Origin of the sequence: Candidatus Rhabdochlamydia oedothoracis (genome assembly GCF_019453995.1) — a bacterium.
Lineage (GTDB): Bacteria > Chlamydiota > Chlamydiia > Chlamydiales > Rhabdochlamydiaceae > Rhabdochlamydia > Rhabdochlamydia oedothoracis.
In genome coordinates, this window is record NZ_CP075587.1 from 1,203,494 (window position 1) to 1,226,822 (window position 23,329).

At 36.0% G+C, this 23,329-nt stretch carries 26 protein-coding genes; 12 read left to right on the forward strand and 14 right to left on the reverse strand.

Going from position 1 to position 23,329, the window contains the following annotated elements; all coding sequences use genetic code 11:
• Positions 1–175: 175 nt before the first annotated feature.
• Positions 176–1,105 (reverse strand): 4-hydroxy-3-methylbut-2-enyl diphosphate reductase, encoded by a 930-nt coding sequence (ispH, locus tag RHABOEDO_RS06670; protein ID WP_215217577.1) that lies wholly within the window; start codon positions 1,103–1,105, stop codon positions 176–178.
• A 7-nt stretch (positions 1,106–1,112) separates the two neighbouring features.
• Positions 1,113–2,327 carry a dicarboxylate/amino acid:cation symporter gene (locus tag RHABOEDO_RS06675; protein WP_215217578.1) on the reverse strand — a complete coding sequence of 405 codons (1,215 nt, stop codon included), beginning with the start codon at positions 2,325–2,327 and terminating at the stop codon, positions 1,113–1,115.
• A 447-nt stretch (positions 2,328–2,774) separates the two neighbouring features.
• On the opposite strand from RHABOEDO_RS06675, the gene RHABOEDO_RS06680 reads away from it, so the two are divergent.
• Positions 2,775–4,364: a hypothetical protein gene (locus RHABOEDO_RS06680; protein WP_220017461.1), complete on the forward strand. Its 1,590-nt coding sequence runs from the start codon at positions 2,775–2,777 to the stop codon at positions 4,362–4,364.
• A 7-nt stretch (positions 4,365–4,371) separates the two neighbouring features.
• On the opposite strand, the gene RHABOEDO_RS06685 is transcribed toward RHABOEDO_RS06680, so the two are convergent.
• Genes RHABOEDO_RS06685 through RHABOEDO_RS06695 form a run of 3 tightly spaced genes read right to left on the reverse strand, consistent with a single transcriptional unit; the run spans position 4,372 to position 5,196 of the window.
• Positions 4,372–4,887, reverse strand: a complete 516-nt coding sequence (locus tag RHABOEDO_RS06685; RefSeq protein WP_220017462.1) for a transposase — start codon at positions 4,885–4,887, stop codon at positions 4,372–4,374.
• Positions 4,844–4,993 carry a hypothetical protein gene (locus RHABOEDO_RS06690; RefSeq protein ID WP_220017463.1) on the reverse strand — a complete coding sequence of 50 codons (150 nt, stop codon included), beginning with the start codon at positions 4,991–4,993 and terminating at the stop codon, positions 4,844–4,846. Before RHABOEDO_RS06690 ends, RHABOEDO_RS06685 begins: the two co-directional genes overlap by 44 nt.
• A complete protein-coding gene (locus RHABOEDO_RS06695; RefSeq protein WP_220017464.1) occupies positions 4,960–5,196 on the reverse strand; it encodes a transposase in 237 nt (78 codons plus the stop codon). The genes RHABOEDO_RS06690 and RHABOEDO_RS06695 overlap by 34 nt, the downstream gene beginning before the upstream one ends.
• A gap of 191 nt (positions 5,197–5,387) precedes the next feature.
• Between RHABOEDO_RS06695 and RHABOEDO_RS06700 the strand changes: the two genes are divergently transcribed.
• Positions 5,388–7,739: a hypothetical protein gene (locus RHABOEDO_RS06700; RefSeq protein WP_220017465.1), complete on the forward strand. Its 2,352-nt coding sequence runs from the start codon at positions 5,388–5,390 to the stop codon at positions 7,737–7,739.
• Here the strand turns inward: RHABOEDO_RS06700 and RHABOEDO_RS06705 are convergent.
• Both RHABOEDO_RS06705 and RHABOEDO_RS06710 read right to left on the reverse strand, forming a co-directional pair.
• On the reverse strand, positions 7,736–9,598 hold the full coding sequence (locus RHABOEDO_RS06705) for a bifunctional serine/threonine-protein kinase/formylglycine-generating enzyme family protein (RefSeq protein ID WP_215217363.1): 1,863 nt from the start codon (positions 9,596–9,598) through the stop codon (positions 7,736–7,738). The two genes, RHABOEDO_RS06700 and RHABOEDO_RS06705, sit on opposite strands and share 4 nt — an antisense overlap.
• 29 nt (positions 9,599–9,627) lie before the next feature.
• Positions 9,628–10,035, reverse strand: a complete 408-nt coding sequence (locus RHABOEDO_RS06710; RefSeq protein WP_215217362.1) for a helix-turn-helix domain-containing protein — start codon at positions 10,033–10,035, stop codon at positions 9,628–9,630.
• A 142-nt stretch (positions 10,036–10,177) separates the two neighbouring features.
• On the opposite strand from RHABOEDO_RS06710, the gene rnhC reads away from it, so the two are divergent.
• Positions 10,178–11,077 (forward strand): ribonuclease HIII, encoded by a 900-nt coding sequence (gene rnhC, locus RHABOEDO_RS06715; RefSeq protein ID WP_215217361.1) that lies wholly within the window; start codon positions 10,178–10,180, stop codon positions 11,075–11,077.
• Here rnhC and RHABOEDO_RS06720 read toward each other — a convergent pair.
• The 4 genes from RHABOEDO_RS06720 to RHABOEDO_RS06735 form a co-directional block, all read right to left on the reverse strand.
• Positions 11,066–11,638, reverse strand: a complete 573-nt coding sequence (locus tag RHABOEDO_RS06720; RefSeq protein ID WP_215217360.1) for a hypothetical protein — start codon at positions 11,636–11,638, stop codon at positions 11,066–11,068. The genes rnhC and RHABOEDO_RS06720 overlap by 12 nt on opposite strands.
• 21 nt (positions 11,639–11,659) lie before the next feature.
• Entirely contained in the window at positions 11,660–12,277 is a 618-nt protein-coding gene (locus tag RHABOEDO_RS06725) for a Yip1 family protein (protein ID WP_215217359.1), read from the reverse strand.
• A gap of 496 nt (positions 12,278–12,773) precedes the next feature.
• Positions 12,774–13,361 carry an IS630 family transposase gene (locus tag RHABOEDO_RS06730; RefSeq protein ID WP_220017466.1) on the reverse strand — a complete coding sequence of 196 codons (588 nt, stop codon included), beginning with the start codon at positions 13,359–13,361 and terminating at the stop codon, positions 12,774–12,776.
• Between the two features lie 17 nt (positions 13,362–13,378).
• Entirely contained in the window at positions 13,379–13,717 is a 339-nt protein-coding gene (locus RHABOEDO_RS06735; protein WP_220017467.1) for a helix-turn-helix domain-containing protein, read from the reverse strand.
• Positions 13,718–14,011: 294 nt separating this feature from the next.
• Between RHABOEDO_RS06735 and RHABOEDO_RS06740 the strand changes: the two genes are divergently transcribed.
• The 5 genes from RHABOEDO_RS06740 (at position 14,012) to RHABOEDO_RS06760 (ending at position 17,912) form a co-directional block, all read left to right on the forward strand.
• Positions 14,012–14,788: a BPL-N domain-containing protein gene (locus RHABOEDO_RS06740; RefSeq protein WP_215217547.1), complete on the forward strand. Its 777-nt coding sequence runs from the start codon at positions 14,012–14,014 to the stop codon at positions 14,786–14,788.
• Between the two features lie 77 nt (positions 14,789–14,865).
• Entirely contained in the window at positions 14,866–15,108 is a 243-nt protein-coding gene (locus RHABOEDO_RS06745; RefSeq protein WP_215217548.1) for a DUF378 domain-containing protein, read from the forward strand.
• A 60-nt stretch (positions 15,109–15,168) separates the two neighbouring features.
• Entirely contained in the window at positions 15,169–16,575 is a 1,407-nt protein-coding gene (locus RHABOEDO_RS06750; protein WP_215217549.1) for a cryptochrome/photolyase family protein, read from the forward strand.
• A gap of 2 nt (positions 16,576–16,577) precedes the next feature.
• Positions 16,578–16,928, forward strand: coding sequence for an SRPBCC family protein (locus tag RHABOEDO_RS06755; protein ID WP_215217550.1), 351 nt, complete (start codon positions 16,578–16,580; stop codon positions 16,926–16,928).
• Positions 16,929–16,979: 51 nt separating this feature from the next.
• Positions 16,980–17,912 (forward strand): TIGR01777 family oxidoreductase, encoded by a 933-nt coding sequence (locus RHABOEDO_RS06760; protein ID WP_215217551.1) that lies wholly within the window; start codon positions 16,980–16,982, stop codon positions 17,910–17,912.
• Between the two features lie 334 nt (positions 17,913–18,246).
• Here the strand turns inward: RHABOEDO_RS06760 and RHABOEDO_RS06765 are convergent, their stop codons facing one another.
• A complete protein-coding gene (locus RHABOEDO_RS06765) occupies positions 18,247–19,260 on the reverse strand; it encodes an IS30 family transposase (RefSeq protein ID WP_215216525.1) in 1,014 nt (337 codons plus the stop codon).
• 46 nt (positions 19,261–19,306) lie between these two features.
• Here RHABOEDO_RS06765 and RHABOEDO_RS11515 point away from each other — a divergent pair, with 46 nt between their 5' ends.
• From RHABOEDO_RS11515 to RHABOEDO_RS06780, 3 genes are all read left to right on the forward strand, one after another.
• Positions 19,307–19,483, forward strand: a complete 177-nt coding sequence (locus tag RHABOEDO_RS11515) for an IS630 transposase-related protein (protein ID WP_350339714.1) — start codon at positions 19,307–19,309, stop codon at positions 19,481–19,483.
• A 413-nt stretch (positions 19,484–19,896) separates the two neighbouring features.
• Positions 19,897–20,325 carry a hypothetical protein gene (locus RHABOEDO_RS06775; protein WP_215217701.1) on the forward strand — a complete coding sequence of 143 codons (429 nt, stop codon included), beginning with the start codon at positions 19,897–19,899 and terminating at the stop codon, positions 20,323–20,325.
• Between the two features lie 43 nt (positions 20,326–20,368).
• Entirely contained in the window at positions 20,369–21,256 is an 888-nt protein-coding gene (locus tag RHABOEDO_RS06780; protein ID WP_220017469.1) for a hypothetical protein, read from the forward strand.
• 45 nt (positions 21,257–21,301) lie between these two features.
• On the opposite strand, the gene RHABOEDO_RS06785 is transcribed toward RHABOEDO_RS06780, so the two are convergent.
• On the reverse strand, positions 21,302–21,622 hold the full coding sequence (locus RHABOEDO_RS06785) for a hypothetical protein (RefSeq protein WP_215217704.1): 321 nt from the start codon (positions 21,620–21,622) through the stop codon (positions 21,302–21,304).
• Between the two features lie 431 nt (positions 21,623–22,053).
• Positions 22,054–22,143, reverse strand: coding sequence for a DUF4277 domain-containing protein (locus tag RHABOEDO_RS11520; RefSeq protein ID WP_215217705.1), 90 nt, complete (start codon positions 22,141–22,143; stop codon positions 22,054–22,056).
• 59 nt (positions 22,144–22,202) lie between these two features.
• On the opposite strand from RHABOEDO_RS11520, the gene RHABOEDO_RS06795 reads away from it, so the two are divergent.
• Positions 22,203–23,216 (forward strand): IS30 family transposase, encoded by a 1,014-nt coding sequence (locus tag RHABOEDO_RS06795; protein ID WP_215216525.1) that lies wholly within the window; start codon positions 22,203–22,205, stop codon positions 23,214–23,216.
• The last annotated feature ends 113 nt before the right edge of the window (positions 23,217–23,329 follow it).

Sequence of the window (23,329 nt, forward strand, 5' to 3'; positions counted from 1 at the left end):
TTTTAGGTTTTTTAACCTCAATTAGTATTAGTTATTTATAATTATTAACTTAGAAATATTTCTTGTGTAGAGTAATTGGGGATTATTTATTGACTAAAACCCAAAACTGAGGTCTGAAAGGATGTGTAGGAATTAGTAAATGTGTAAAAAATGTATACAAGTTCCTTTAAGCAGTTTATGGACAATGTTGTGTAAACTCGCGAGGTAAATGAAAATACACATCCTCTACTGTATAGATAATATCTTCAATCTCTTTGACTCCATACTCTTGTAGTTTCTTAATACATCTTTGCACAACATCTTCAGGTGTAGATGCTCCTGCTGTCAAACCTAGCACTTCAACTCCTTTTAGCCATTTAGGATCGATCTCATGTTCTGTATTGATTAGATAAGAGGGTACATTGCGCAAATGCGCTACTTCACATAATCTATTGGAATTAGAACTTCTAGGATCTCCTACTACTAGAATAAGATCTGAGCAATCCACAATACTACGCAAGGCCATCTGGCGATTGGTTGTAGCGTAGCAAATAGAAGAACTGGGCAGTGTTTCAATATGAGGGTATTTAGCAATTAGCGCTTGTGTTACTTCTTTCACATCATCTAAGCTCAATGTGGTTTGTGTGGTATAAAATAAAGGCTCATGGGAAAAACATAAGTTTTCTACATCTAATAGAGATTCCACAACAGTTGTCACTTCAGGAGCTTCTCCTGAGGTACCTATAGTCTCAACGTGATTGCGGTGACCAATTAAAATGATCTGATAGCCTTTTTGCGCGTATCTTTTTACAGCCGAATGCACTTTTGTAACCAAGCCACATGTAGCATCGATTTCTATTAGATTCCTTTTTTTAGCCTGGGCGCGCACTTCAGGAGTAACTCCATGTGCAGAATAGATCAAATAAGAACCACAAGGCACTAGCTCTAGATCTTCAATAAACACAGCACCTTGTTTTTCAAGACTCTCAATTACATGCTTATTGTGAACAATCTCATGCTTTACATAGATAGGAGCACCCCACATCTTCAGTGCCTTTTCTACCGTTTCAATGGCTCGCACAACCCCTGCGCAAAACCCTCGAGGCTTAGAAAGTAGTAGTTTCATATTATCCTTATTCTTTTACAGGTAACGCTTCTAAATGCGTGCATTCTTGATCCACAATTGCTGTTACGCTTAAATCAGACCATACGTTCAAACTGGTCTCTATCATATCTATAAAGGCATAAAAAGGTAAAATAAGACCCAGTGTGTTAAGAGGCACATCCATTCCTATTAAAAACATACTTGTTAGAAAGAAGCACCCCATAGGAACTCCTGCATTTCCAATTGACGCAAGAGTTGACAACACAACCCATATCCCTAAATCCAATAAACCAAAAACATGTCCGTGAATAGTCGAACAGAAAAGCACCGTGATTAAGATAAAAGCAGCGCATCCATTCATATTAATAATCGTGCATAAAGGAAGAGAAAAATGCGCAACTTTAGGATGGATTCCAGCTTCTTTTTCCGCACATTTTAAAGTAACTGGTAAAGTTGCATTGGAAGACTTAGAAAAAAAAGCAAGACTTAAAGCCGTAAAAGAGGCTTTTGCTAACTTTACAGGGGAAATTCCTTTGTATTTTAACAATAAAGGCAAGATTACAAACCCTTGCACAAGATTAGCGCTAACAACTGTTAATAAATACAATCCTAAATGTTTAAAACTATTGGTATGACTAAGATCTTTAAACATAAGAGCTGTAAAGGCCCATGTTCCTAAAGGAATAAGATGGGCAATCCCTTCAGTAACCTTTAAAATGAGTTTAAAAAGCGAAGAGAAAATTTGATGCACAGAAATTCGGTTGTCTTCGGGTAAATATGTAGCCGCAATTCCCATAATAAATCCAATAAAGGCCGTGCCTATTACATTATTCTCTAGAAAGACCTGTACAATGTTACTAGGTACAATTTTCCATAAAAAAGACAGGTAAGTATCTGTAGGTGCTTTAGTGATCTGAACCGCCTCTGCTGCACTTATTTTAGCACTAGGCTGCATGATAAAGAAAAGTAAAAGGCCGACAGCTGCTGCGATAACTGTTGTAAGTAGTGTGTATGTAAATACCCTTTTACCAAGATTGCTTATTTCTAACTGGCTTTTCATTCCAGAAAGCGTAGAGGTAATCGACAGGAAGATAATGGGAATACTCAATAGCTTCAAAAAATTCATAAATAGAGCAGCTGTGATTTCCGCTCCCTTTAGAAGTAATTCTTGTCCAAAAAAACCTGTAATAATCCCCAGGAAGATGGCTCCTAATAAAAATAATAAAGATTTCTTGTTTTGCATAGTTTTTTTTAATAAAAGTGCTAGATCGAGAATAGTAAAAAGGATTGGCTAATTTAGTAACAACAAGAAATCTTTTTCATGCTACAAAAGTATTACCTTAATGGTTTTTTGTCAAATGTCCACAAACCTTATGGCTCAAAAACAATGATTTAAGTTCTATGAAAAAAACCTAATTTAATCTATCATCTTCTTGATTTATTCATCTATGTCTAACCCTTTATTAACCATAAAAAATCTTTCATGTGGAAAAGCATTCTTTTAATTTCCAGATTTTCTTGGTCTTCTCATTCAGCTATCTCAAAAAATAATGTGACTATAAATCCCCTTAATTGCATTAAAAACCTGATACAAGAGCTTTCCTGTTCCCCAAAAGAGACTCCATCTATTTTAAAAAGAAAAGTTACAGCAGAATCTTGGTCTTCTATAATGTGGGAAAACTTACTCTATTTGTTTTTTTCATTAAGAATGAAATTTCTACCTCCTCCTACAAGCAATATTTCTCAACTTAAAAACCTACTTACTCAAGAACAAGTTGAGAAAAAAATATTTGTTGAATACGTCTCTAATGTATTTGGTAAAAGACTGATACAAACGATTCAAAAGGCTATTGACTCTTTACCTAATTTTATTAAGAAGAAGGATCTTTGGCATATATTTGGAATGATTGGACACGCTCTAACTACAAACGATTTAACAGACTTGCTAAAGAGAGTAAATAATGGAGAGATCCCCTTAAAACTTTCTCGAAGCATGTCTACCGATCTTAGTGAGTTGTCTTCTGAAGATATGGAAAAATTAGTCGGTTTTTATCGTAACCCTTTGGAACATCTGCTGCCAAATGAAAAAAAAATATTATGGGAAGAGCTTGAAAAAAGCGGTATACCGCTAAACAATAGAGTTTTAGCCAATGAACAATATGAATATCATATACGTAAATTAACCGAAAATTTAGAAAAAGAAGAACAATGTATAGAAGCGGATTTAAAACTTCTTCCTTTTGCCATTTCTGAGCAATTAGCTAGAATTGTGGCCTATGCACAACCTGATGCTATTTGTAAAAACATGGTAATTCCCATTCCTATTTTTACTGATAAGCAAGATATTGTCTATTATCAGCTTAATAATCACATTAACCAAAAAGGTTTGCACTGCTACTTGTTTACCCCATTAAAAGGTGATTTTCCGGCACAATTGGTTTTTAGGGGCACAGATGATGTAGAAAGTCTTTCTAGAGACATTTTAGATCCAAATGGGATCGGAAAAACCGTTTTTGATGAATGCAAAAACCAAATAGCTGCAATGGTAGAAGCCTATTTTAAAACAACCAAAAGCCCTGCTTTAGAAATCACAGGCCATTCCTTAGGAGGTTTAGATGCGCAACGCGCTATGATTCTTTGTTTAGAGAGGTTTAATCAAGAAAATAATAACGGGCCCTTTTCCCTTCTATCTCGTATTAATTGCTTTACATTTTGCTCTCCTAAATTAGATCTAGATACAATCAAATCATGGGAAGAGCAGATAGATATGCTTAAAAGCCATCTTTCTCCACCTCAAATTAGCCTTAACTTTTGCTACCATAAAAGTGACTTATTAACTCAAGCAGGTTTTAAAAACTTATATATTAAGGAAAACTTAAGCTTTTTACAAGAGAACTACTTACAGGTAACCTCTGACTCAGGAATTCTTGCTACAAATACACATCACAGAGAGCCGTTTTTCAAAGGCGGTAAATTTTATCCAACCCAAGATAATCGTAAGTACATCCATTATAACAGTGCAGATCTTGCTTATTTAGAAGAAAAAATGGACGCTTTACAAGAGGTCATGGGAAAAGAATCCAAGATTAATCTTTCCAAAAAAGATTTAGAAATTATTGAATTATCCAAGAATAAACTAATTGAAATGAAAAAAAACAAAAAAGAAATACAAGCTTATCAAGAAGGCTATTCATCTGATTCCTCTTGGGGAATCTTTCTTATTTACAAATTGCTCATAGCTCCTGGACAGAGGGTTTTTCATTGGATGAACCTATCTTGAATTAAATTTACTGTTTTAAAGATACTTGCCGACTTAAGAAATTCATCCAATATCCCAGTAGTCCAAACATTAATAGTCCGTTCCAATATATTGCCTTTCTTTCCCAGCGCACTGTAAGACGACGGAAGCATGTCTTTAACCAAGAAATCGTTCTCTCAATGACCCAACGTTGCTTTTCAAGGTAGCAAATGCCTTTTATCTTATATCCCTTAGTGTTTCTTTTCCGAGCTATCAGAGGAAAAACCTCATGGGAAAGAACATCGATACGTGTTTGCTCTGAGTCATAACCTTTATCTGCTTCAAGTATGGGTACTTTTCCCTGATTCCATGCTTTTTTAATGAAGGGAATGACTTTCCTAAGCAGAGGGATCACTTGTTTTTTCTCATCCCCGGATGCTGATGTAAAAGTGATTGCAAGAGGCTTTCCTGATTTTTCTACCAGTAAATGCGATGTCACGCCTTTACCTTTGTAGCCATAATCAACTTGCTCTCCTCCTCCGCGTCCGCTGGAAAAAAAAACCATCTACAGAGAGTCTCTGGGCATCAATACACCCCAGCTGTTCGGCAAGCTTAAGTAGCTCTTCTAAAAATTGATCTAAAATCCAGCAGATTGCATTCTTCCAAGCCATGCGTGTGCTGTTGAGGGATGAGAAAACTCCTTGTTTCTAGGTGCATCTTTCCAAGGAGCTCCTGTCCGAAGCACCCAGAAAATAGTATTCACTACAGGTCTCCATGGCGCTAATTTTCTTCCATAATGGTTACGATTTACCCATTTTTCCATTTGAGGTTCGAGTATTTTAAACTGTTCTTCATTTAATCCTTGCTTGCTCATGTCATCTGTCTTTAGTTAAAAAATAAAAAGATCTGGTATCATAGCGAAAATTTATATTCAATTCAAGATAGGTTCATGAACTCTCATTATATTAAAGTTTAATATCTTGTTTACAATCAAATTAATTATTTAAATTTATTATTATTTCCATAACTGATATAATGTGTTTTTAATTAATTTTTTATAGACTTATGGGAAATATTAGTTTTTGGTTTTTTTCTAAGCTACCCAACCAACTCCCCAAAACCCCTCGGTTTATAAGTAGTTGTGCACAAAGTCCTCTTGCAAGGCCTGTGCTTACTTCGATCCAAAGTATAATAACAATACTTGGCCAACAAAAATCTTCCTTTACTAGAAAAGTAAAAGCTACAACGAAGCCTATTGGCACTTTTCTATGGAGAAGTTTTTATTCTCGTTTGTGTAGAGTATTAAAAAAAATAGGATTACTTTCTTCTTTCTTATCTATCTTTAAAGATGCAAAAATCATTTGCAAAGCATTTCCACCACCATATGAAAAAAAGCAAAAACCTTCATGTATGAATCTTTCTATTATTCCTGAAGAATCAGAACCACTAGATTTTGTGACAAAAGCTTTTTGTGTCTCCTCACAAATAGCTCATTCAGAAATCCTTCCAAAACAAACAAAAGAGTTAGTGTTTTACTTTCCTAAGGCATCTGTGTCCTATCCTATGAATGAAGAAACTCGACCATTGCAATTACAAACCCCTAATCTTCAAAAAGCGCAAGTTTCTTATTTTCCTTTGCCTGTTATTCATATCAGTCAAGAAACCTTTTATGAAAATATAGAAATACTTTCTCCTTTAAACCCTCTTATAAAAGCTCAGAAAGCACAAATCACTTACACTCCTTGGCCTACTATTCATGAAGAATCTGTGCTTAGTACCTTGCTCCAAAAATCACAGGTTACAAAAGAAGAATTCTTTGGAGCAGCTTCTGAGTTATTTGAAAAAGAGCTTATAGAGAGAATGCAGTCTTGGGAACAAGTCTCTTTACCAGAGAATCTAACACAGCCGGATCTTTTACATGCATTTGCCTTAATGGGTCATGGAATAACTACTGATAATTTAAATCAGTTGTTAATAAGGGTTAATCAAGGTGAAGTTTATTTACAGTTATCTAAAAAAGCAGAAGATCTCTCTCAGTTATCTACTCAGGATATAAAGAAGCTAGTGGATTTTTTCCGTAACCCACTAGAACATTTATTGCCGGGGGAAGCAAAGATTTTATGGGAAGAATTGGAAAAAGTATTAGGCCAACTTCCCAAGGATTTTAATAGTAAACGTGTAGCCTATACGAAATATGAATACCACATACATAGGTTAGCTGAGGAAGCTAAAAGTTTTATAGAAGAGGAAAAAAAACTTCTTTTCTTGGCCTCTTCTGAACAGATAGCTAAGTTTGCAGGTTATGCCAAGCCCGATACTATTTGTAAAAACATGATCATCCCTATTCTTACTAAAAAACATGGTCTTATCTACCATAAACTAGAAGATCATATTAATGAAAAGGGCTTGCATTGCTATTTATTTAATCCTATAAATAAAGAGCTATCTCTTCCAGCTCAATTGATTTTTAGAGGAACTGATGGCATAGAAAGTATGAAACGCGACATCTTAGACACTAATGGTATTGGAAAAACCGTTTTTGATACCCATAAAGAAAAAATAGCTACAATGATAAATAGCTATTGCAAAGCAACAGAAAAGCCAGCTTTAGAAATCTGTGGGCATTCTTTAGGTGCAATAGATGCACAAAGGGCTTTGGCTTTTTGTGTAGAGCTTTTTAACGAAAAAGTTAGGTATCCTCCTATTTCTAAATTATCCCATATCTCTTGTTCTGCATTTTGCTCCCCTAAACTAGATGATCTTACAATTGATCAATGGGAAAAAGAAGTAAATAAACTTAAGAGTTCTGCGTTAGAGCTTGAGCTTAACTTTGCCTATCACGAAAAAGATATAGTGACATGGGTGGGCTATAAAAATTTATTCATACCAGAGGATTTAACAACTCAGGCAAATTTACAAGCAAATTACTTACATGTTACTTCACCTTCTGGTCTTTTAACAACCATACACCACAGAATACCATTCTTCAACGGTGCACGATTTGATTCAACCATCGACAATCGTAAATATGATTTTTACACAAAAACAAAATTAGCTGAGCTGAAAACAAAACAAGCTGAATTAGAAAAATTGAAGAATGAGGTACTTGTCTTTCTTGATACAGAAAAAGATCGAAACAATAATCCATCAATAGACTTAAACTCTCTTGAGAGACTAAATACAACCCTAGATTCTATCCATGCATCTGATGAAAATGAACCTTTTGTTATGATAGATTTTGGAGAAACCGAACAAGCTTTACAAGCTATAGAATTAAGTATGAATGAAGCATACTGTCTCAAAGAAAAAATCCATGTTAATCAAACAGGACTTTCTTCTAAAGATTCCTGGTTAATCTACCTTTTGGAAAAAGCGTTAATATCCCCTACTCAAACAACGGTTTCCTATTTGCTTTAAGGATTAATCGCCACATCTGCTGCACAACGAAATCCATAGGTTCCATTCATGGTTCCTGGGTTGTTTCTATGCCTATGAGAACATCTAAGGTCTTCTTTTAAACTCTTCCAGCACCCTCCACGCAGTACGCGATATACCCCTTGTGGTGGTCCTTGAGGATGATTTGGTTCTTGGATGGACAGATCGTAATACTGATAATCATACCAATCTTGACACCACTCGTAGACATTGCCTGCCATATCATATAGTCCGTATTCATTAGGAGGATAGCTAAGCATAGCTGTAGTATCGGAACTGAAGAAGTTAGCCTGTGTTCGATCTATATCTTGTCCTGTTGGATAAAGAAAATCTTCTTTTCCTCCATAAGAAGCAATTTCCCATTCAGCTTCGGTTGGAAGTCTTTTTCCTATCCATTTAGCATAAGCTATAGCTCCATACCACGTAATGCCTACTACAGGGTGTTTAGCATAACCTGATTCAATACTAAGTTTTCCTCCACTGCGTTTAATTCTAGATTCACGCAAACGGATGATATCATTATTTTGCCCATCTTTTTCTCCTCCCATCACTTCTAAAAAACGGGCAAATTGCTCATTTGTTATAGGATGAATATCTAAAGCAAAAGAATGCATGTGGATTGAATGTCGAGGATGTTCATCACGTGCACCTTGATTACTACCCCTCAAATAAACACCGGAGGGGATGATGACCATATTGGTTAAAATGGGTTGAATAGCTTTTTCTACTTGTGGTTTTGGTTTATAGGGAGAAACCGTCATTTCTGCTTGAAAAATAGCCCCGGGATCTGGTTCAAAAGAGGGTCTTGTGAGCTCTTGGGGATTTAAGATGGGTTTAGCGTGACAGGCTGTGGTAAAGGAAAATTTAGTCCCCATAATGTATTTTTCTGCTTGTAGTCTTTTTAAATGCGCTTCACAAGAGGAAAGAGCAGAAATATTGACCAGTTCGCTCATTTTTTCTTGAAGGGGCCCTAAACGCATTTCAGGCTCTGTTTGCAAGCAACTACAAATTAAAGCATCCCATTGCCATTTAAGATCAGAGATTTTTTGAGAAGGAAGATCGAAAAAACCTTCAGGAAACTTACGCATCAAAAGATAATATAATAACACGCCAAAAGCCCATACATCTGCTTTAGGCTGGCTTGTCCAATTAAATTGCCTTTTTTGCTCTGGAGATAAAAAGGGGAATTGTTCGACAAAAGAACGGTGGACTTCTTTAGCACAAGCTTCATCCCAAGGTCCTATTGCATAATTTTTACCATTTGTATCACAACCGATTTCTAGGCTGTAAAAAGAGCTCATTGCATGATAGATGCGACTCAAGACAGCAAGCGGTCCAATGATCTGTGATAAACCAAAATCTGTTATAATAGTTTCTGGTCCTTTAGAGGTATAACGAACTAAAATATTACTGAGTTTCAATGTTCCATGAGCAAGTGGTTTTTCTTGGATATGCGCATAATCAAGAGCAGAACTCACTTGTTGAGCAAAACAGAGAATGGTCTCTTCTGGCAAATCAGGAAATTTCTGTAAAAATTGCGATAGATTTAAGCTGGGTTGTTGATCTTCGTCTAAAATAGCTTCTATAATAATTGCATAGCGCTTATCTAAAAATAATGCGTTATAAATTTTTGCGATATGAGGATGATTTAAATGAGCTAGTTGAACAATGTGTGTTTCAAATCGGGTAATAAAATCGGCATCAGAAGAGAGCTCTTCGGGTAAAATTTTTACAATGTACTGCTTTTGCAATAAACGATGTTCTGCAAGATAGGTCTGTCCTAAGGCCCCTCGTCCCAAAGGTCTTAATAACTCATAATCCCCGAAGTGAGTCATTATCATAAATTATCTCTCCTTTGATTTTAGTTTTTTTAAAGAACACCTAAGAATTTTGCTAGATACCATGCAATAATCAACACAAATGCAGCAATACCAACCCATAGCAAATTGGGTAACCATTTAACCCCCCCACTCATACTACCGCGTACTTCTAAAGTTCCAATACCATAAGAAAATTCATGCTTCTCTGCTGGCATATGAAAAACTTGAGGATTTTGACGAATCATGTGCTCAATGTCTAATCCTAGAAACTGAGCATATTGCTTCATAAATCCTAAAGCGTATACTCCAGAGATATATTGGTCGATCTCTCCTTCTTCAATTGCTTCTAGATAACTAGAACGAATAGAGGTTGCATTCTCTGCTTCTTTCAATGATATATCCAATTCTTGGCGTTTAGCTTTAAAAAGCTCTCCTACACCTTTAAGTTCTGCACCCATACCTCTCCTTTAAAATTTCAAGCAATATCATGAATAATATTCCTATCTTAGGAAGCATCATAGCATTTTAATTGCAAATCTATCCTTGTTTTTTTTCAAAATCAATGTAAAATTACCATAATCTCATTATTTTTAGATTAAAATGACATTTCAAAAACGCTCTTGTTTTGTAACAACCATGGATCTTAAGCTGAAAGATCATCTGCGTGAAGATCTCATCGATCAAGGATTTACCCTGACTACACCTGCTTATACGTTTTTTTCAGCAAAAAAAAAAGGAATTAGTTGCACTTTGTACACATCTGGAAAACTGATGATACAAGGAAAAGAAATGGATGAGTTCATTAGATTTTATATTGAACCTCAAATCCTACAAACATTTACTTATTCAAATCCAGAGCCAACGGACACTTCAGAGAGAATTGGGGTAGACGAAGCTGGTAAAGGGGATTTTTTTGGTCCCTTATGTATTGCAGCGGTATACGCAGATAAGAAAAAAATCCAAGGCTTATTAGCCTTAAGGATACGAGATAGTAAAATACTTTCCGATCCTGCAGTGATAGCACTTGCCTCTAAAATCAAAACCATCTGCCCTCATACACTTGTCATTCTCAAACCTAAAACCTACAACCAGCTCTACGCTCGTTTTCAAAATCTTAATCGCCTATTGGCATGGGGGCATGCAACTGCTATTGCAGAGCTTGTGCAAAAAACACATTGTAAACAAGTGATTATTGACCAGTTTGCCAATGAAACAGTTATTTTAGACGCTATAAAACAAAAAAAACTCGACTTAGAATTGACACAACGTCATCGAGCTGAAAGTGATTTAGTCGTGGCTGCTGCTTCCATTTTAGCGCGAGCTGCCTTTTTACAAGGGCTTTATGATTTACGCCTATTTTATAAAATCCAGCTCCCTAAAGGGGCGTCTCAAGAAGTTATTCGAGTAGGAAAAGCCTTTTGTTCCAAGCATAGCAGCTATTTATTAGAAGAGGTAGCCAAACTGCATTTTAAAACTCTACAGGAAATTTTAGCGCATTAATTCGAAAGAATCGATAAAGGTCTTATAGCTTGCTTCATCATAATATTGCGCTTCACATTCCATTGCCATTAGATAAAAACTATTTTTTACCATCAAAGCTCTTCCCTTAAAATACATCCCTTCTTTACAGATAAACAAATCTAGTACGGTATGACCATTTACTAAAGAGAGCTCATGAGTAAGGCCTGGATTATGTTTAAGAAGACCTTCTACAAAGCCTTCTAAGTTTTTATTCGCATAGGTTTGATCCACAAAGTCTGGATATTGAGCAATTAACAATAAAAATGTGGTTTTTTGATCTATTGCAGAAATATAAGCGTCGTATTTTAAATCAAATCCTATTTCAGGAAGGCGTAATTTTTCTGATAAATGATCTGGGTATTTAGGAAATTTCATACAACATTCACCGTTGAGAGAACGAAACTCCTGCCAATGATTCTTTGCCTTACTAACTTCTTTGCTAAGAACCACTTCTTTAGCATCCAGAGAAAAAGATGTAAGCGCTAAGCCCAAAACACAGCAGAGGCCTCCTGTTTTTAAGATGGAATATAGTTTTCTCATAATCTAATCTCCTAATATATTTTAAGTCTTTGTAATAAACCAGCTGATCACTCCGCTCATCAATATAGATAAAATTGCCACTGCTATAATGGGAATGATGATATTTAAGAATCCTTTCCAAATGGAAAACCCTTGAACTTCCCTAAGACCCTGTATCAGAATAACAAAAGACCAAATAGCTGCAACCCACTGCCCTAACATAACTAGTAGAAACAGGCCTGTTTTATTTGCCAATGTGACCTCTGCAGGAAAATCCGAATAGAAAGCTTGTTCTTTAAATACGCCAATCAAAAGTAGCCATGCCAATATGTTGATTACTACCGGTAAATTCGACCAGGCAACAACACATCTAACTTGTTTAAAAGGAGCATTCCCTCCTATAAGGCGCGCACACCAATGTAAAATATAAGCGGTAATGGTAATAGATATTAAACCAAATACTATACCTAATAGCAAAGAGCCAAGCAATATAACCCATAAAGGATAGAGGGTAATTAAGGAGAACATCTTAGAAAAACTTAATGCTATAGTAATCCCATAAATCCAAGAAAGCCTGTTAAATCCATAGCTTGGATCCTTAGCTACAAGGGCTTGAATGGTTGCTCTGGGTTTGGTCCAAATATCGCGCCAAGGATGCATATTTACCCTCTTTATTTATCTTCATAATAAATTCAAAAATATAACTAATCAATAACAAACTATGAATGATTTTAATTTAATTAATAACTCGTTGCAAAACAACATAATAAAAAAGCCGTTATTTTTGTAAATAACGGCTTTCATAAATTACCTGTTTTTAAAAGATTATTTTTTAATTAATTATGCAGTCTATCTTCTTCTTCTAGAAGCCTTAAATCTTCTTCTATACTGCTATAATCCTCATCTTCGTCATCAAATTCGATTACGATATTTGAAGTATCTTGATTGGAATAAGCGAAAGAACTTGTAAGTAAAGCGCAAATGAATCCTAAGCGAAGTATCATATTATCCCCTAAAAGATGTTTGAAAACTCATCTTTACAAATTGGTCGATGATTTTCAATAGATCTCTTGCATAACTTTTAGATATACTAGTGCCGATTCAAACGGCTAGCTTAATGGGATTTAAGTCAACGACTTGAAACTTGTCGTTTATCCTATATTTTCGGTATCTCTTCTAAGAAGAATCCTCTAATTGCCTGAAAAAAAGTCACCGACGTTTCGTAATATCGATTGTATACCGTCTTTTCCTTTAAGATCTTCCACAAGCGTTCAATAGGATTCAAATTCGGCGAATAAGGAGGGAGATAGTGCACTTTAATCCTAGAAGACATCAGAAACTCTTCTAGTTTCTTACTTTTGTTTGATCTCGCATTATCCAAAATTACATGAATAATTCGAGCCTCTGTCTGTTTTTCTAGCTTCTTGAAAAAATCGAGCATTGCATCGGCATCAACTGTCTTATATTCCTCTGTAACAATCTTCATTCCTGTCAGGCAAAGAGCTCCAGCAAAATGCAATCGCAATTGTTTCCCGGATGTCTGCAAGGTCTTTTGAACGCCTTTTTTGATCCATCCACATACGGCTTGGGACTGATGTTCAGGATGCACAGCATCTATGAAATAGATCTCTTCTAAAGCCATATATTGTTCTATGAAAATTCGTTGTTTTTCAGGATCTAATTTCCCAGGAATCTTTTTAGGACGTTTATAAACAAATCCGTGCTGTATGAGCCAATCTGTCATGCCACTTCGGGAATATTTTATCCCATATTGCTCTCATGCACATAAGCTATGATCCCTTTGACTTTAAGATAGGTCTTTTCCTGTAGGTGTTTTGGTAGAGACTCTGTTTGGTCTTGTGAAAGTTTTGATTTGCTACCGCCTCGAGGGCTACTTCCAGTTTTATTTTCGGAATCATATTCTCTGAGGTATTCCTGAACAGTGATAGGGCTTATCCGAAGTGCTTTAGCAAGATTTTTTGTTGAGATACCCTCATCATAGCCCAAAATTACACAAAGCCTATTCCGTTCAGAATAGTCTTTTGGATGCTTTAACTTGTGTTCTAAGTCAGCTCTCTGGCTAGGGGTCAGTTTTTTCATACTCAATAGCTTAACACAAAACAAAATATTTTTCTATACGATTGAATCGGAACCACTATAATACTAGTTTGATTTCAAATTAATAATTGCATAACTAGGTTTTTTTGAAAAAACAGCTCTTTCATTCAATAGGGCAATGGGAACAGAATAGTTTCTTTTTCTTTCATTTGAAAGAAAATGCCTTAAAATAGGTATTCTGTACATAGTTAAACATAAAGAAAGGTATTTTCTACATACTCCTCTGACTATATTCTTTTATGAGAGGAGCTTAGGTAGAAATAAAGGAGGTTCTCTATGAAAAACCAGGTTGTAGTTTATGTAGATAAGGGAGTGGATGGGGTTTCCTTGAAGCATTTGGTTCATAGCTTAAAACAACAGCTTAATCCTGAGATGAAAATAAAAAGATTGGATGCTCGCTCTGTTATAGAAGAAAATTGGGAAAAGGATACACAGCTATTTATTATGCCTGGTGGTAGGGATGTCTTTTACCAAAGCGCCTTAGTTGGAAAGGGAACCGATAAAATCCGTTCTTATGTAGAGAAAGAAGGCAATTATTTGGGAATTTGCGCAGGAGCCTATTTTGCATGCGAAAGAATTGAATTTGAAAAAGGAACAAGTTTGGAAATTTTGGGTGAGCGCTCTTTGTGTTTTTTTCCCGGGATTGCTAAGGGTCCGGCTTATGGAGTAGGGAAATATACATATAATTCTTCTAAAGGGGCTTGTAATGCACTGATTAATTGGCAAAAACATTCTTTACATGTGTATTTTAATGGAGGATGTTTTTTTAGTTCTAAGTCTTCAGAAATAAAGATATTATCTTGTTATCTCGATTTACCTCAATCCCCCCCTGCGATTGTCGAAATTAACCATGGACAGGGAAAAGTGATATTAAGCGGTGTTCATTTCGAATATTTACCGGATTTATTAGATCAAAAAGATCCTTACTTATCTATGATTTATCATCATTTGGAAAAAGCGGATTCTTTTCGAAGAGAAATGCTATGTGATCTATTAAAAAGAGTAGGATGTCGTTTGAAAACACCTAATTTGAAAAAAAAAGATGACAAATGAATAAAAAGTTTCTAAGATGATGCTAACGGGACATGCTGTCTTGAAACGGGCATGCATGGAGTATTAAGGAGGAACAAATGAAGTTTTTAAATACTCTCGCTTTTATTTTAATTGTAATTGGAGCTTTAAACTGGGGCTTAATAGGCTTTTTTCAGTTTGATTTTGTCGCTTGGTTATTCGGAAGTCAAATGGCTGGCTTAAGTCGCTTGGTTTACGCACTAGTAGGTCTAGCTGGTCTTTGGAGTTTGCGCTGGATTCCCCATTGGAAACATATGTGTTGCTGCTGCTCAAAAGATAGGGGCGGTAGTTGTAAAATGTAGTTTATATAAGGCGTAAGGATAGTTTTTTAAGAATTCTTACGCTTTTTTATCTTTGTATTTATGACAACAATTATTTGGTTTCAACGCGATCTGCGAATTCAAGACAATCCTGCCTTAAAATATGCTTCCCAACTACAGCTTCCTGTTTTACCCATATATATATTTGATCCAAAAGAGGATAAAAACTGGTCAATGGGTTCAAGCTCTCGCTGGTGGCTGCACTATTCTCTGCAATCTTTGCAAAAAAAGTTAAAAGCCCTAGGTCTTGATTTATTTTTCTTCCAAGGCGCAACTTTGCATGCATTGCAAAAGATTATAGATAAGGTAGATGCAAAACATATAGTTTGGAATTACTGTTATGAGCCAAGCGCGCTAATGCGTGAAAAAAAACTGATGAAACTAGCCTCTGCAAAGAAGTGCATAGCAAAAGGATTTCATGCGAATCTACTATTTGTACCCGGTCAAATGACTACTAAGCAGGGTAATCCCTATCAAGTATTCACTCCTTTTTGGCGATGTTGCTTAAAACAAGAAATAGGTAAGCCAGAGGGTAAAGTTACAAAAAAGTTACGATTAGCCACGTATTCTAAACATATATCTTTAGGTGCATTAGATTTATTGCCGCATATTCCTTGGGCTAAAGACTTTCCTTATCTTTGGCAACCAGGAGAAGACAACGCTTTAAAAAAGTGGAAGCATTTCTTGAGGAGTAAGATACATCAATATGCTCATGAACGCGATTTTCCTGCAGAGATGGGAACATCAATGCTTTCCCCTCATTTGCATTTTGGTGAGATTTCTGTGAAAAGAATTTTCGAAGATTTGCTACAGAATACCCATGCAGAGGTTTTTTTAAGAGAAATAGGGTGGCGAGAATTTGCTTATCATCTTTTAATCACTTTTCCTCATACTCCTTCAAAACCACTAAGAGCACAATTTACCCATTTCCCTTGGAAAAGAAAGGCGAAATGTCTCAAAGCTTGGCAAAAAGGCATGACAGGAATTCCTATTGTCGATGCTGGTATGCGGCAATTATGGCAACTAGGCTGGATGCACAATCGAGTTCGTATGATCGTAGCTTCTTTTTTGGTCAAAGACTTAAATGTTCCTTGGCAAGAAGGAGCGAAATGGTTTTGGGATACCTTAGTGGATGCAGATCTTGCAAACAATACCTTAGGTTGGCAATGGTGTGCAGGATGTGGTGCGGATGCAGCTCCTTATTTTCGTATATTTAATCCATTTACTCAGGGAAAAAAATTCGATCCAAAAGCAGAATACGTACGCCAATTTGTTCCTGAATTGAGAAATCTGCCTAATTCATGGATTCACACCCCGCATTTAAGTCCTAAGTCTGTGTTAGAAGCAGCGGGTGTTTACTTGGGGAAAAACTATCCTTACCCCATAGTAGATCACGATCTTGCGCGCAAAAATGCAATACAGATTTACCATCAATGGACTAAGAAATAAGTATGGATGTAAAAATTAAATCACCAGTAGCAGTACCTTGTGATTTTGCCTTTGCTTGGGCATTACGTCCTGGAGCCTTAAAAAGGCTATTGCCACCTTGGGTAAAAACCGATTTTTTATTCGATCCCCCTACACCGTGTAATAAAACCCAGGTAGGATTAAAGGTTTACGTAGGGCCCTTTTTCTTTAAATGGATTTTAAGGCATGAAAATTTCAAGCTCAATCAAGAATTTAGCGATAAACAAATAAAAGGCCCTTTCAAGCGCTATTTACATATTCATCGCTTTACTCCTATTAATTCTCAATCCTGCATTTTAAGCGATGAGATAGAATTTGACTCTATTTTTTTATAAAACCTTATAAATAAGCGATTTATACGACTTTTAAAATGGCGTCAAAAAATTATGAAAGAGGATCTAGAGTTCATTTACAAATACTCAAGTGTCCCTTTGAAGATTTTAGTGAGTGGAGCTAATGGATTTATAGGTTCTCAACTTACCCACTTTTTACGCTTAGCAGGTCATGATGTTATGAGGCTCGTGCGCCACAAACAAGAAGTGAGCTCTGACACCGTATATTGGGATCCTATAGAAGGTCAATTTTCTAAACAGGAATTTGAAGGTTTTGACGCGGTTTTTCATCTGGCAGGAGCTCCTATTGCTCATAGATGGACAAAAAAATACCGCAATAAGTTATTCAATAGTAGATGTCGTGATACTTGGTTACTATCTCAAGTGTTATCTCGTTTATATTCTCCTCCCAAAACCGTCATTTCCGCTTCTGCCATTGGTTTTTACGGGGATTGCAAAGAGAGCGTTACCGAACTCTCCCCTACAGGAGGAGGATTTCTTTCCTCGCTCTGCCAACAGTGGGAGATGGCTTTAGAAACAATCGAAGAACGCGGCTGTCGCGTTGTACATGCTAGATTTGGCGTTGTATTAGGAGTAAAAGGCGGTATGCTTCGTCAGATTTTACCACTCTATCACTTAGGTTTAGGCGGGAAGATCGGATCTGGTAACCAGTATTTAAGTTGGATTGGGATTGATGATGCAATGAGCGCTTTGTATCATCTTTTAATGACAGAATCGTTAACTAAAGCGGTTAACCTAGTAGCGCCCAATCCTGTAAAACAAAAAGAGTTTTCTTCTATTTTAGCAGCTAAGCTACACAGGCCTCGCTTCTTTCACCTTCCTTCCGCTCTTATTTCTTTGGTTTTTGGAGATATGGGAAAAGAGATGTTACTAGCTAGTACACGGGCCTATCCACAAAAGCTTCTGGAATCGGGGTATTCTTTTCGTTACCCACATTTACAAGAAGCGTTGAATTGGATCATGTAAAGCATCATTTTCTATTAGACTTTCGGCCTGGAGATCTTATAGAGATTTAAACTTTTTATTGATAAAGTTGTATATTTTTCTCCAGAAAAACTATGTGGAGGTAGAGACATGCCTAAACCTTATTCGATGGATCTAAGAAAACGAGTGCATACCTAGGGGAAAATAACGACAAAAGAAAAGCCAACCAGCTATTTCCAATAGGGATTGCGACCGTCTACCGGTAAGGCGCAAGAAACAAAGAGGGAATGTAGAACCTCTAAAAAAGAAAAGTATTTATAGGCCCTTTCAACCTTGAAGTGCACAAAAAAGAACATATAAATACTTGAAAAAACATCTATTGTGCACCCGAGCATAGCATGTTTGTAGATAATCTCGTAAACACTTCTAGTGGAGTTTCGAAGTTGAGAGCCTTTCTAGGTCTGTTATTTAGTAAAGTTTCCACCCTTTCTATATCCTTGGAAGTCGTATCTAAAAAGCTTTGTGTTTTAGGAAAATATTGCCTAACTAGTCCGTTTGTATGCTCATTTAAGCCTCTTTCCCAAGAATGGTAGGGCGTTGCAAAGTAGAAGTCTGTCTCTAGCTCGAAACTAACCATTTGGTGATAGGCAAATTCTTTTCCGTTGTCTGCTGTTAATGTGTGTACAAAATCTTTGATAGGTTTAAGTTGTTCAATTAACGCTTGACTTACTTCCTCTGCAGTTTTATGAGAAACTTTGGCGAGCTTAGTTAGCTTGGAAGTTCTTTCTACCATTGATACAATTACGCCTTTATGTCCTGCCCCTATGACTGTATCTAGTTCCCAGTCTCCTAAACGAGTCTTTTTTTCTACAATACAAGGCCGTTGCTTAATATCTATACGACCAGGCATGTTCCCTCTTCCAGAAGCTCCCTTTCTCTGCTTGTTATATTTTTTCCCTCGATGACGGAGCTCTCTATAAAGCTGTCCTCCCTGTCGTTTATCTTTCCAGATATGATTATAGATGGTCTCATGACTAACATGTTCTTTACCATGTCTTTTAAGCCATCCGGATATTTGTATAGGGCTCCATTGCAACTTGATTTTTTCTTCAATACGGGTAACTATTTGAGGAGTCATTTTTTTATTGGGCTGAGAATTTTTTCTAAGAAATGCTTTTTCTTGAGCTTGCTGATGACGGTATCCTCGTTGCCCTTTATTTCTCTTAAGTTCCCTACTAATAGTGCTATGATGAACTTTTAGAATGTTTGCTATTGAGCTAGATGTATCTCCTCTAGCTTTTAAAATATAAATCTGACATCTTTGGTCATAGGTTAGGTGATGGTAGCCTTTAGGCAAGGTCTCTCCTTGTGTTTGATTGTTAAAAATCACAATAGAGATTCTTTCATCGCCTGCCTATTCTTTTTTTAATTCTTCTGTGCACTTCAAACTTGAAAAGACTATAAGAAAAAAGCATTTTGGTTTGACTTTGCAATCGATCTTTTATGCTTTGCAAAAACTCAAGATCACAAGAAAAAAAAGACTATGTTTGATAAGGAAAGGAACGCAGAAGCAAAAGCGGAATAAACCAATATATTTATTACCAGCTCATTGATTTGTCCTTTTACGAAAGCTTCAAATGCAGGGTTTTCTGGCACTATAGTGCTTTTGTTGCTTGCTGCTTCTCTTCTTATTGGAAATGGCATAACAAATCCTAATTATTAGATTAATGTGTTTAAAAGATGCTGCAGTCTACATTCCTAGACCTTGCAATGCTTAAGATTTAAAAAATCTTTAAGTACGCATATAATCTCAGAGTTTATCCAAAATAGAGCCTGTCATCTGCAATTATAACTGTCCGTTAGCGAGCATTACATGTTTAGGACTACCCTCTTTTACCCTATAAAATAATTTAAATTCAATAGAACATCAATTAATGTATTATTTAAACACAATTATGTTAAAATAAATAATATAAAAATACCTCATTTAATAAGTAATAGTAATACTTAAAAATAAAGGTTAATTATGCAAGAGTTTGAAAAGGCCTCTTTAAATGACATCCTTCATGAAGAAATATCCGAACACATTATACTAGAAACGATAAATAATCCTCAGCACGGATGTTCTCCTGAGCTATTACAGCAAATACTTCCCTCCATGTACCTTATGGATACACACATAAAATTTATGGTGCTTAAGTTTAAGGAAAATAACCTACTTGATGAAGAGTTGACGGATCTATTGTGTTCTGGGATTGACCAATTTATTACAGCTCAACAACAAAATAGTATTACTCAAAAAAATAGAGAAAACCTAGAAAAAACTCTAAACTTAACACAAGAAAAAATAAAAAGCCTCCTGTTCATTAAGCAACTTGAACCAGAAATAGCCAAGATTTTTCTCTATATACTCTTACTCAAGAAGGCTTATTTAAAAACGATAAGCACTAATTAGTACTCTGCAAGAATAGTAAAATAATTTATAACAAGGAGTCATTATGACTATAAATCCTATTGAAAACCATTCACCTGAAGGCCACGCTAGAATTAATTTAGATGAATTATTTAATAGTTCTTCGATGAATGTACAAGCTGCACTTGCATATGCACAGTTGCAAATGATTACCAGTCTTATAAAAGTATGTGAGATTCTTGGTTCAGCAAGAAACTTATCCAACCTTGCAGCAATAAAAGCAGGATTTGCTAGTGCAGATGAAACTGCAACGGCAGGCTCAATAGTAGGAGCTGGAGGTTTAGTATTAGGAGCTACTGGTGTAGCACAAGGTGTTGGTAAATTTCAAGAGGCTAAAGGAATAGCCGAAGCCACTGAAATGCGAAATGATAGTCTAAAGATATTAGATGAGGAGTTTAAGGCCAAAGATCTCAATAATGCTAAAGATCTTAATAAAGATATTACCGTGGAAGTAGAGGCTGTAGACGAGCCATGTACATCTAGTGTAAATGATGATATTGTCTCAGAAATTGAAGAAGATGCCTTATCTAATAGACAAGCTAAAGTCAAAGAGCAAACAGAAGAACAGATTAAAGAACCTAATGATTTAGAACGGGCCAAGATTGATAAGCAAACAGAAAAAAAGAATAAGAGAATTAAATTAGTGAATAAAGAATATGAAATTCTTGCAGATTCTCATAAGGCTAAGTCAGGTAAATTTCAGTCTGTTGGCACACCAGGTCAAGCCGCTTATTATGTAGCCCAAGGATTATCGGAACATCAAAAAGCCAAATCACAAAAAGAAAGTCTAGTTCAACAAGTACAACAAGATAATCAAAATCAACAGGGAAATACAGCTGATGGAGTCAAGAAAGAAATTGATAAAATATCAGACTTTGACCCGTTTAAAAGAAATTCTTCTAGTCTAAGATAATTAAGAAAAAAGACTCTGCCATTTTGATGGCAGAGTCTTTTTCATCTATGAAATAGTACAGCTTGAGTCTTCTTGAAGCTTCCTGTGTGCTTCATCCCAACGAGCTCGATTTTCTCTGTCAAATTTTGCAAGCCTTCTATCTAAATCGTTTTCCCATTTTATAAATTCTTCAGAGCGAGGTTTTTCTTTACATTTGCATTTGCATTCAGACTCAGATTTAGAAGAAGTACTAAGAGCTTTTTCGTATTCTTTGTTCACTCTTGTCCGTCTTTCTGCGTCTGCTTTTTCTCTTTGCTCTTGGATAAATCTCCTACTTGTATTGTATGTAGACATTGCGTCTGCTAAGCTTTGTATAGGACCGCTCATAATATCACCTTAGAAAATATACGTTCATTCATTAATATTACTTTAGGATTTTAATCCCAGGTTTCTAACAGAATGCTAGACGATAGATTTTCTCTTTCATTATCTTAAATATTTAAAGAACATTATAAAGAGGGTTGAGTTTGCATATCACAGATTATGGCTAACAAAAACCTCAAATCACGCTACTTTTCGTACTTAAGAGAACGTAGCATCAATAATTTGAAAGAATAAGTCAACTAGTATTTTAAAGTAATTTTTCTCTGTGCAGGACAATTTTTTAGGAGCAGATAAAAAGAATAGCCCGCAAATATGACCAGAGATCTGGCATAATACTTCCAGAAAGCAATCTAAGGGGTATTATGCAACATATTTGCGAACTGAAAAATATTTCAGCAGAACGTTTTGGTTGGAGCAAGTCTAGACTAACCGTATTAGTCAATTGGCTTGGATGCAAAAAATTGATGAGCTAAATACAATGTTCTATTCGTAAAGCCCAGACCATTTATGAAGAGTCTTTTCAAGTTTGAAGTGCACAGAAGAATTAAAAAAAGAATAGGCAGGCGATGAAAGAATCTCTATTGTGATTTTTAACAATCAAACACAAGGAGAGACCTTGCCTAAAGGCTACCATCACCTAACCTATGACCAAAGATGTCAGATTTATATTTTAAAAGCTAGAGGAGATACATCTAGCTCAATAGCAAACATTCTAAAAGTTCATCATAGCACTATTAGTAGGGAACTTAAGAGAAATAAAGGGCAACGAGGATACCGTCATCAGCAAGCTCAAGAAAAAGCATTTCTTAGAAAAAATTCTCAGCCCAATAAAAAAATGACTCCTCAAATAGTTACCCGTATTGAAGAAAAAATCAAGTTGCAATGGAGCCCTATACAAATATCCGGATGGCTTAAAAGACATGGTAAAGAACATGTTAGTCATGAGACCATCTATAATCATATCTGGAAAGATAAACGACAGGGAGGACAGCTTTATAGAGAGCTCCGTCATCGAGGGAAAAAATATAACAAGCAGAGAAAGGGAGCTTCTGGAAGAGGGAACATGCCTGGTCGTATAGATATTAAGCAACGGCCTTGTATTGTAGAAAAAAAGACTCGTTTAGGAGACTGGGAACTAGATACAGTCATAGGGGCAGGACATAAAGGCGTAATTGTATCAATGGTAGAAAGAACTTCCAAGCTAACTAAGCTCGCCAAAGTTTCTCATAAAACTGCAGAGGAAGTAAGTCAAGCGTTAATTGAACAACTTAAACCTATCAAAGATTTTGTACACACATTAACAGCAGACAACGGAAAAGAATTTGCCTATCACCAAATGGTTAGTTTCGAGCTAGAGACAGACTTCTACTTTGCAACGCCCTACCATTCTTGGGAAAGAGGCTTAAATGAGCATACAAACGGACTAGTTAGGCAATATTTTCCTAAAACACAAAGCTTTTTAGATACGACTTCCAAGGATATAGAAAGGGTGGAAACTTTACTAAATAACAGACCTAGAAAGGCTCTCAACTTCGAAACTCCACTAGAAGTGTTTACGAGATTATCTACAAACATGCTATGCTCGGGTGCACAATAGATGTTTTTTCAAGTATTTATATGTTCTTTTTTGTGCACTTCAAGGTTGAAAGGGCCAAGTTCGTACTGATGGTACTAAGATGTTTAGTCCCAAAGTATAATGGTGTATAATAT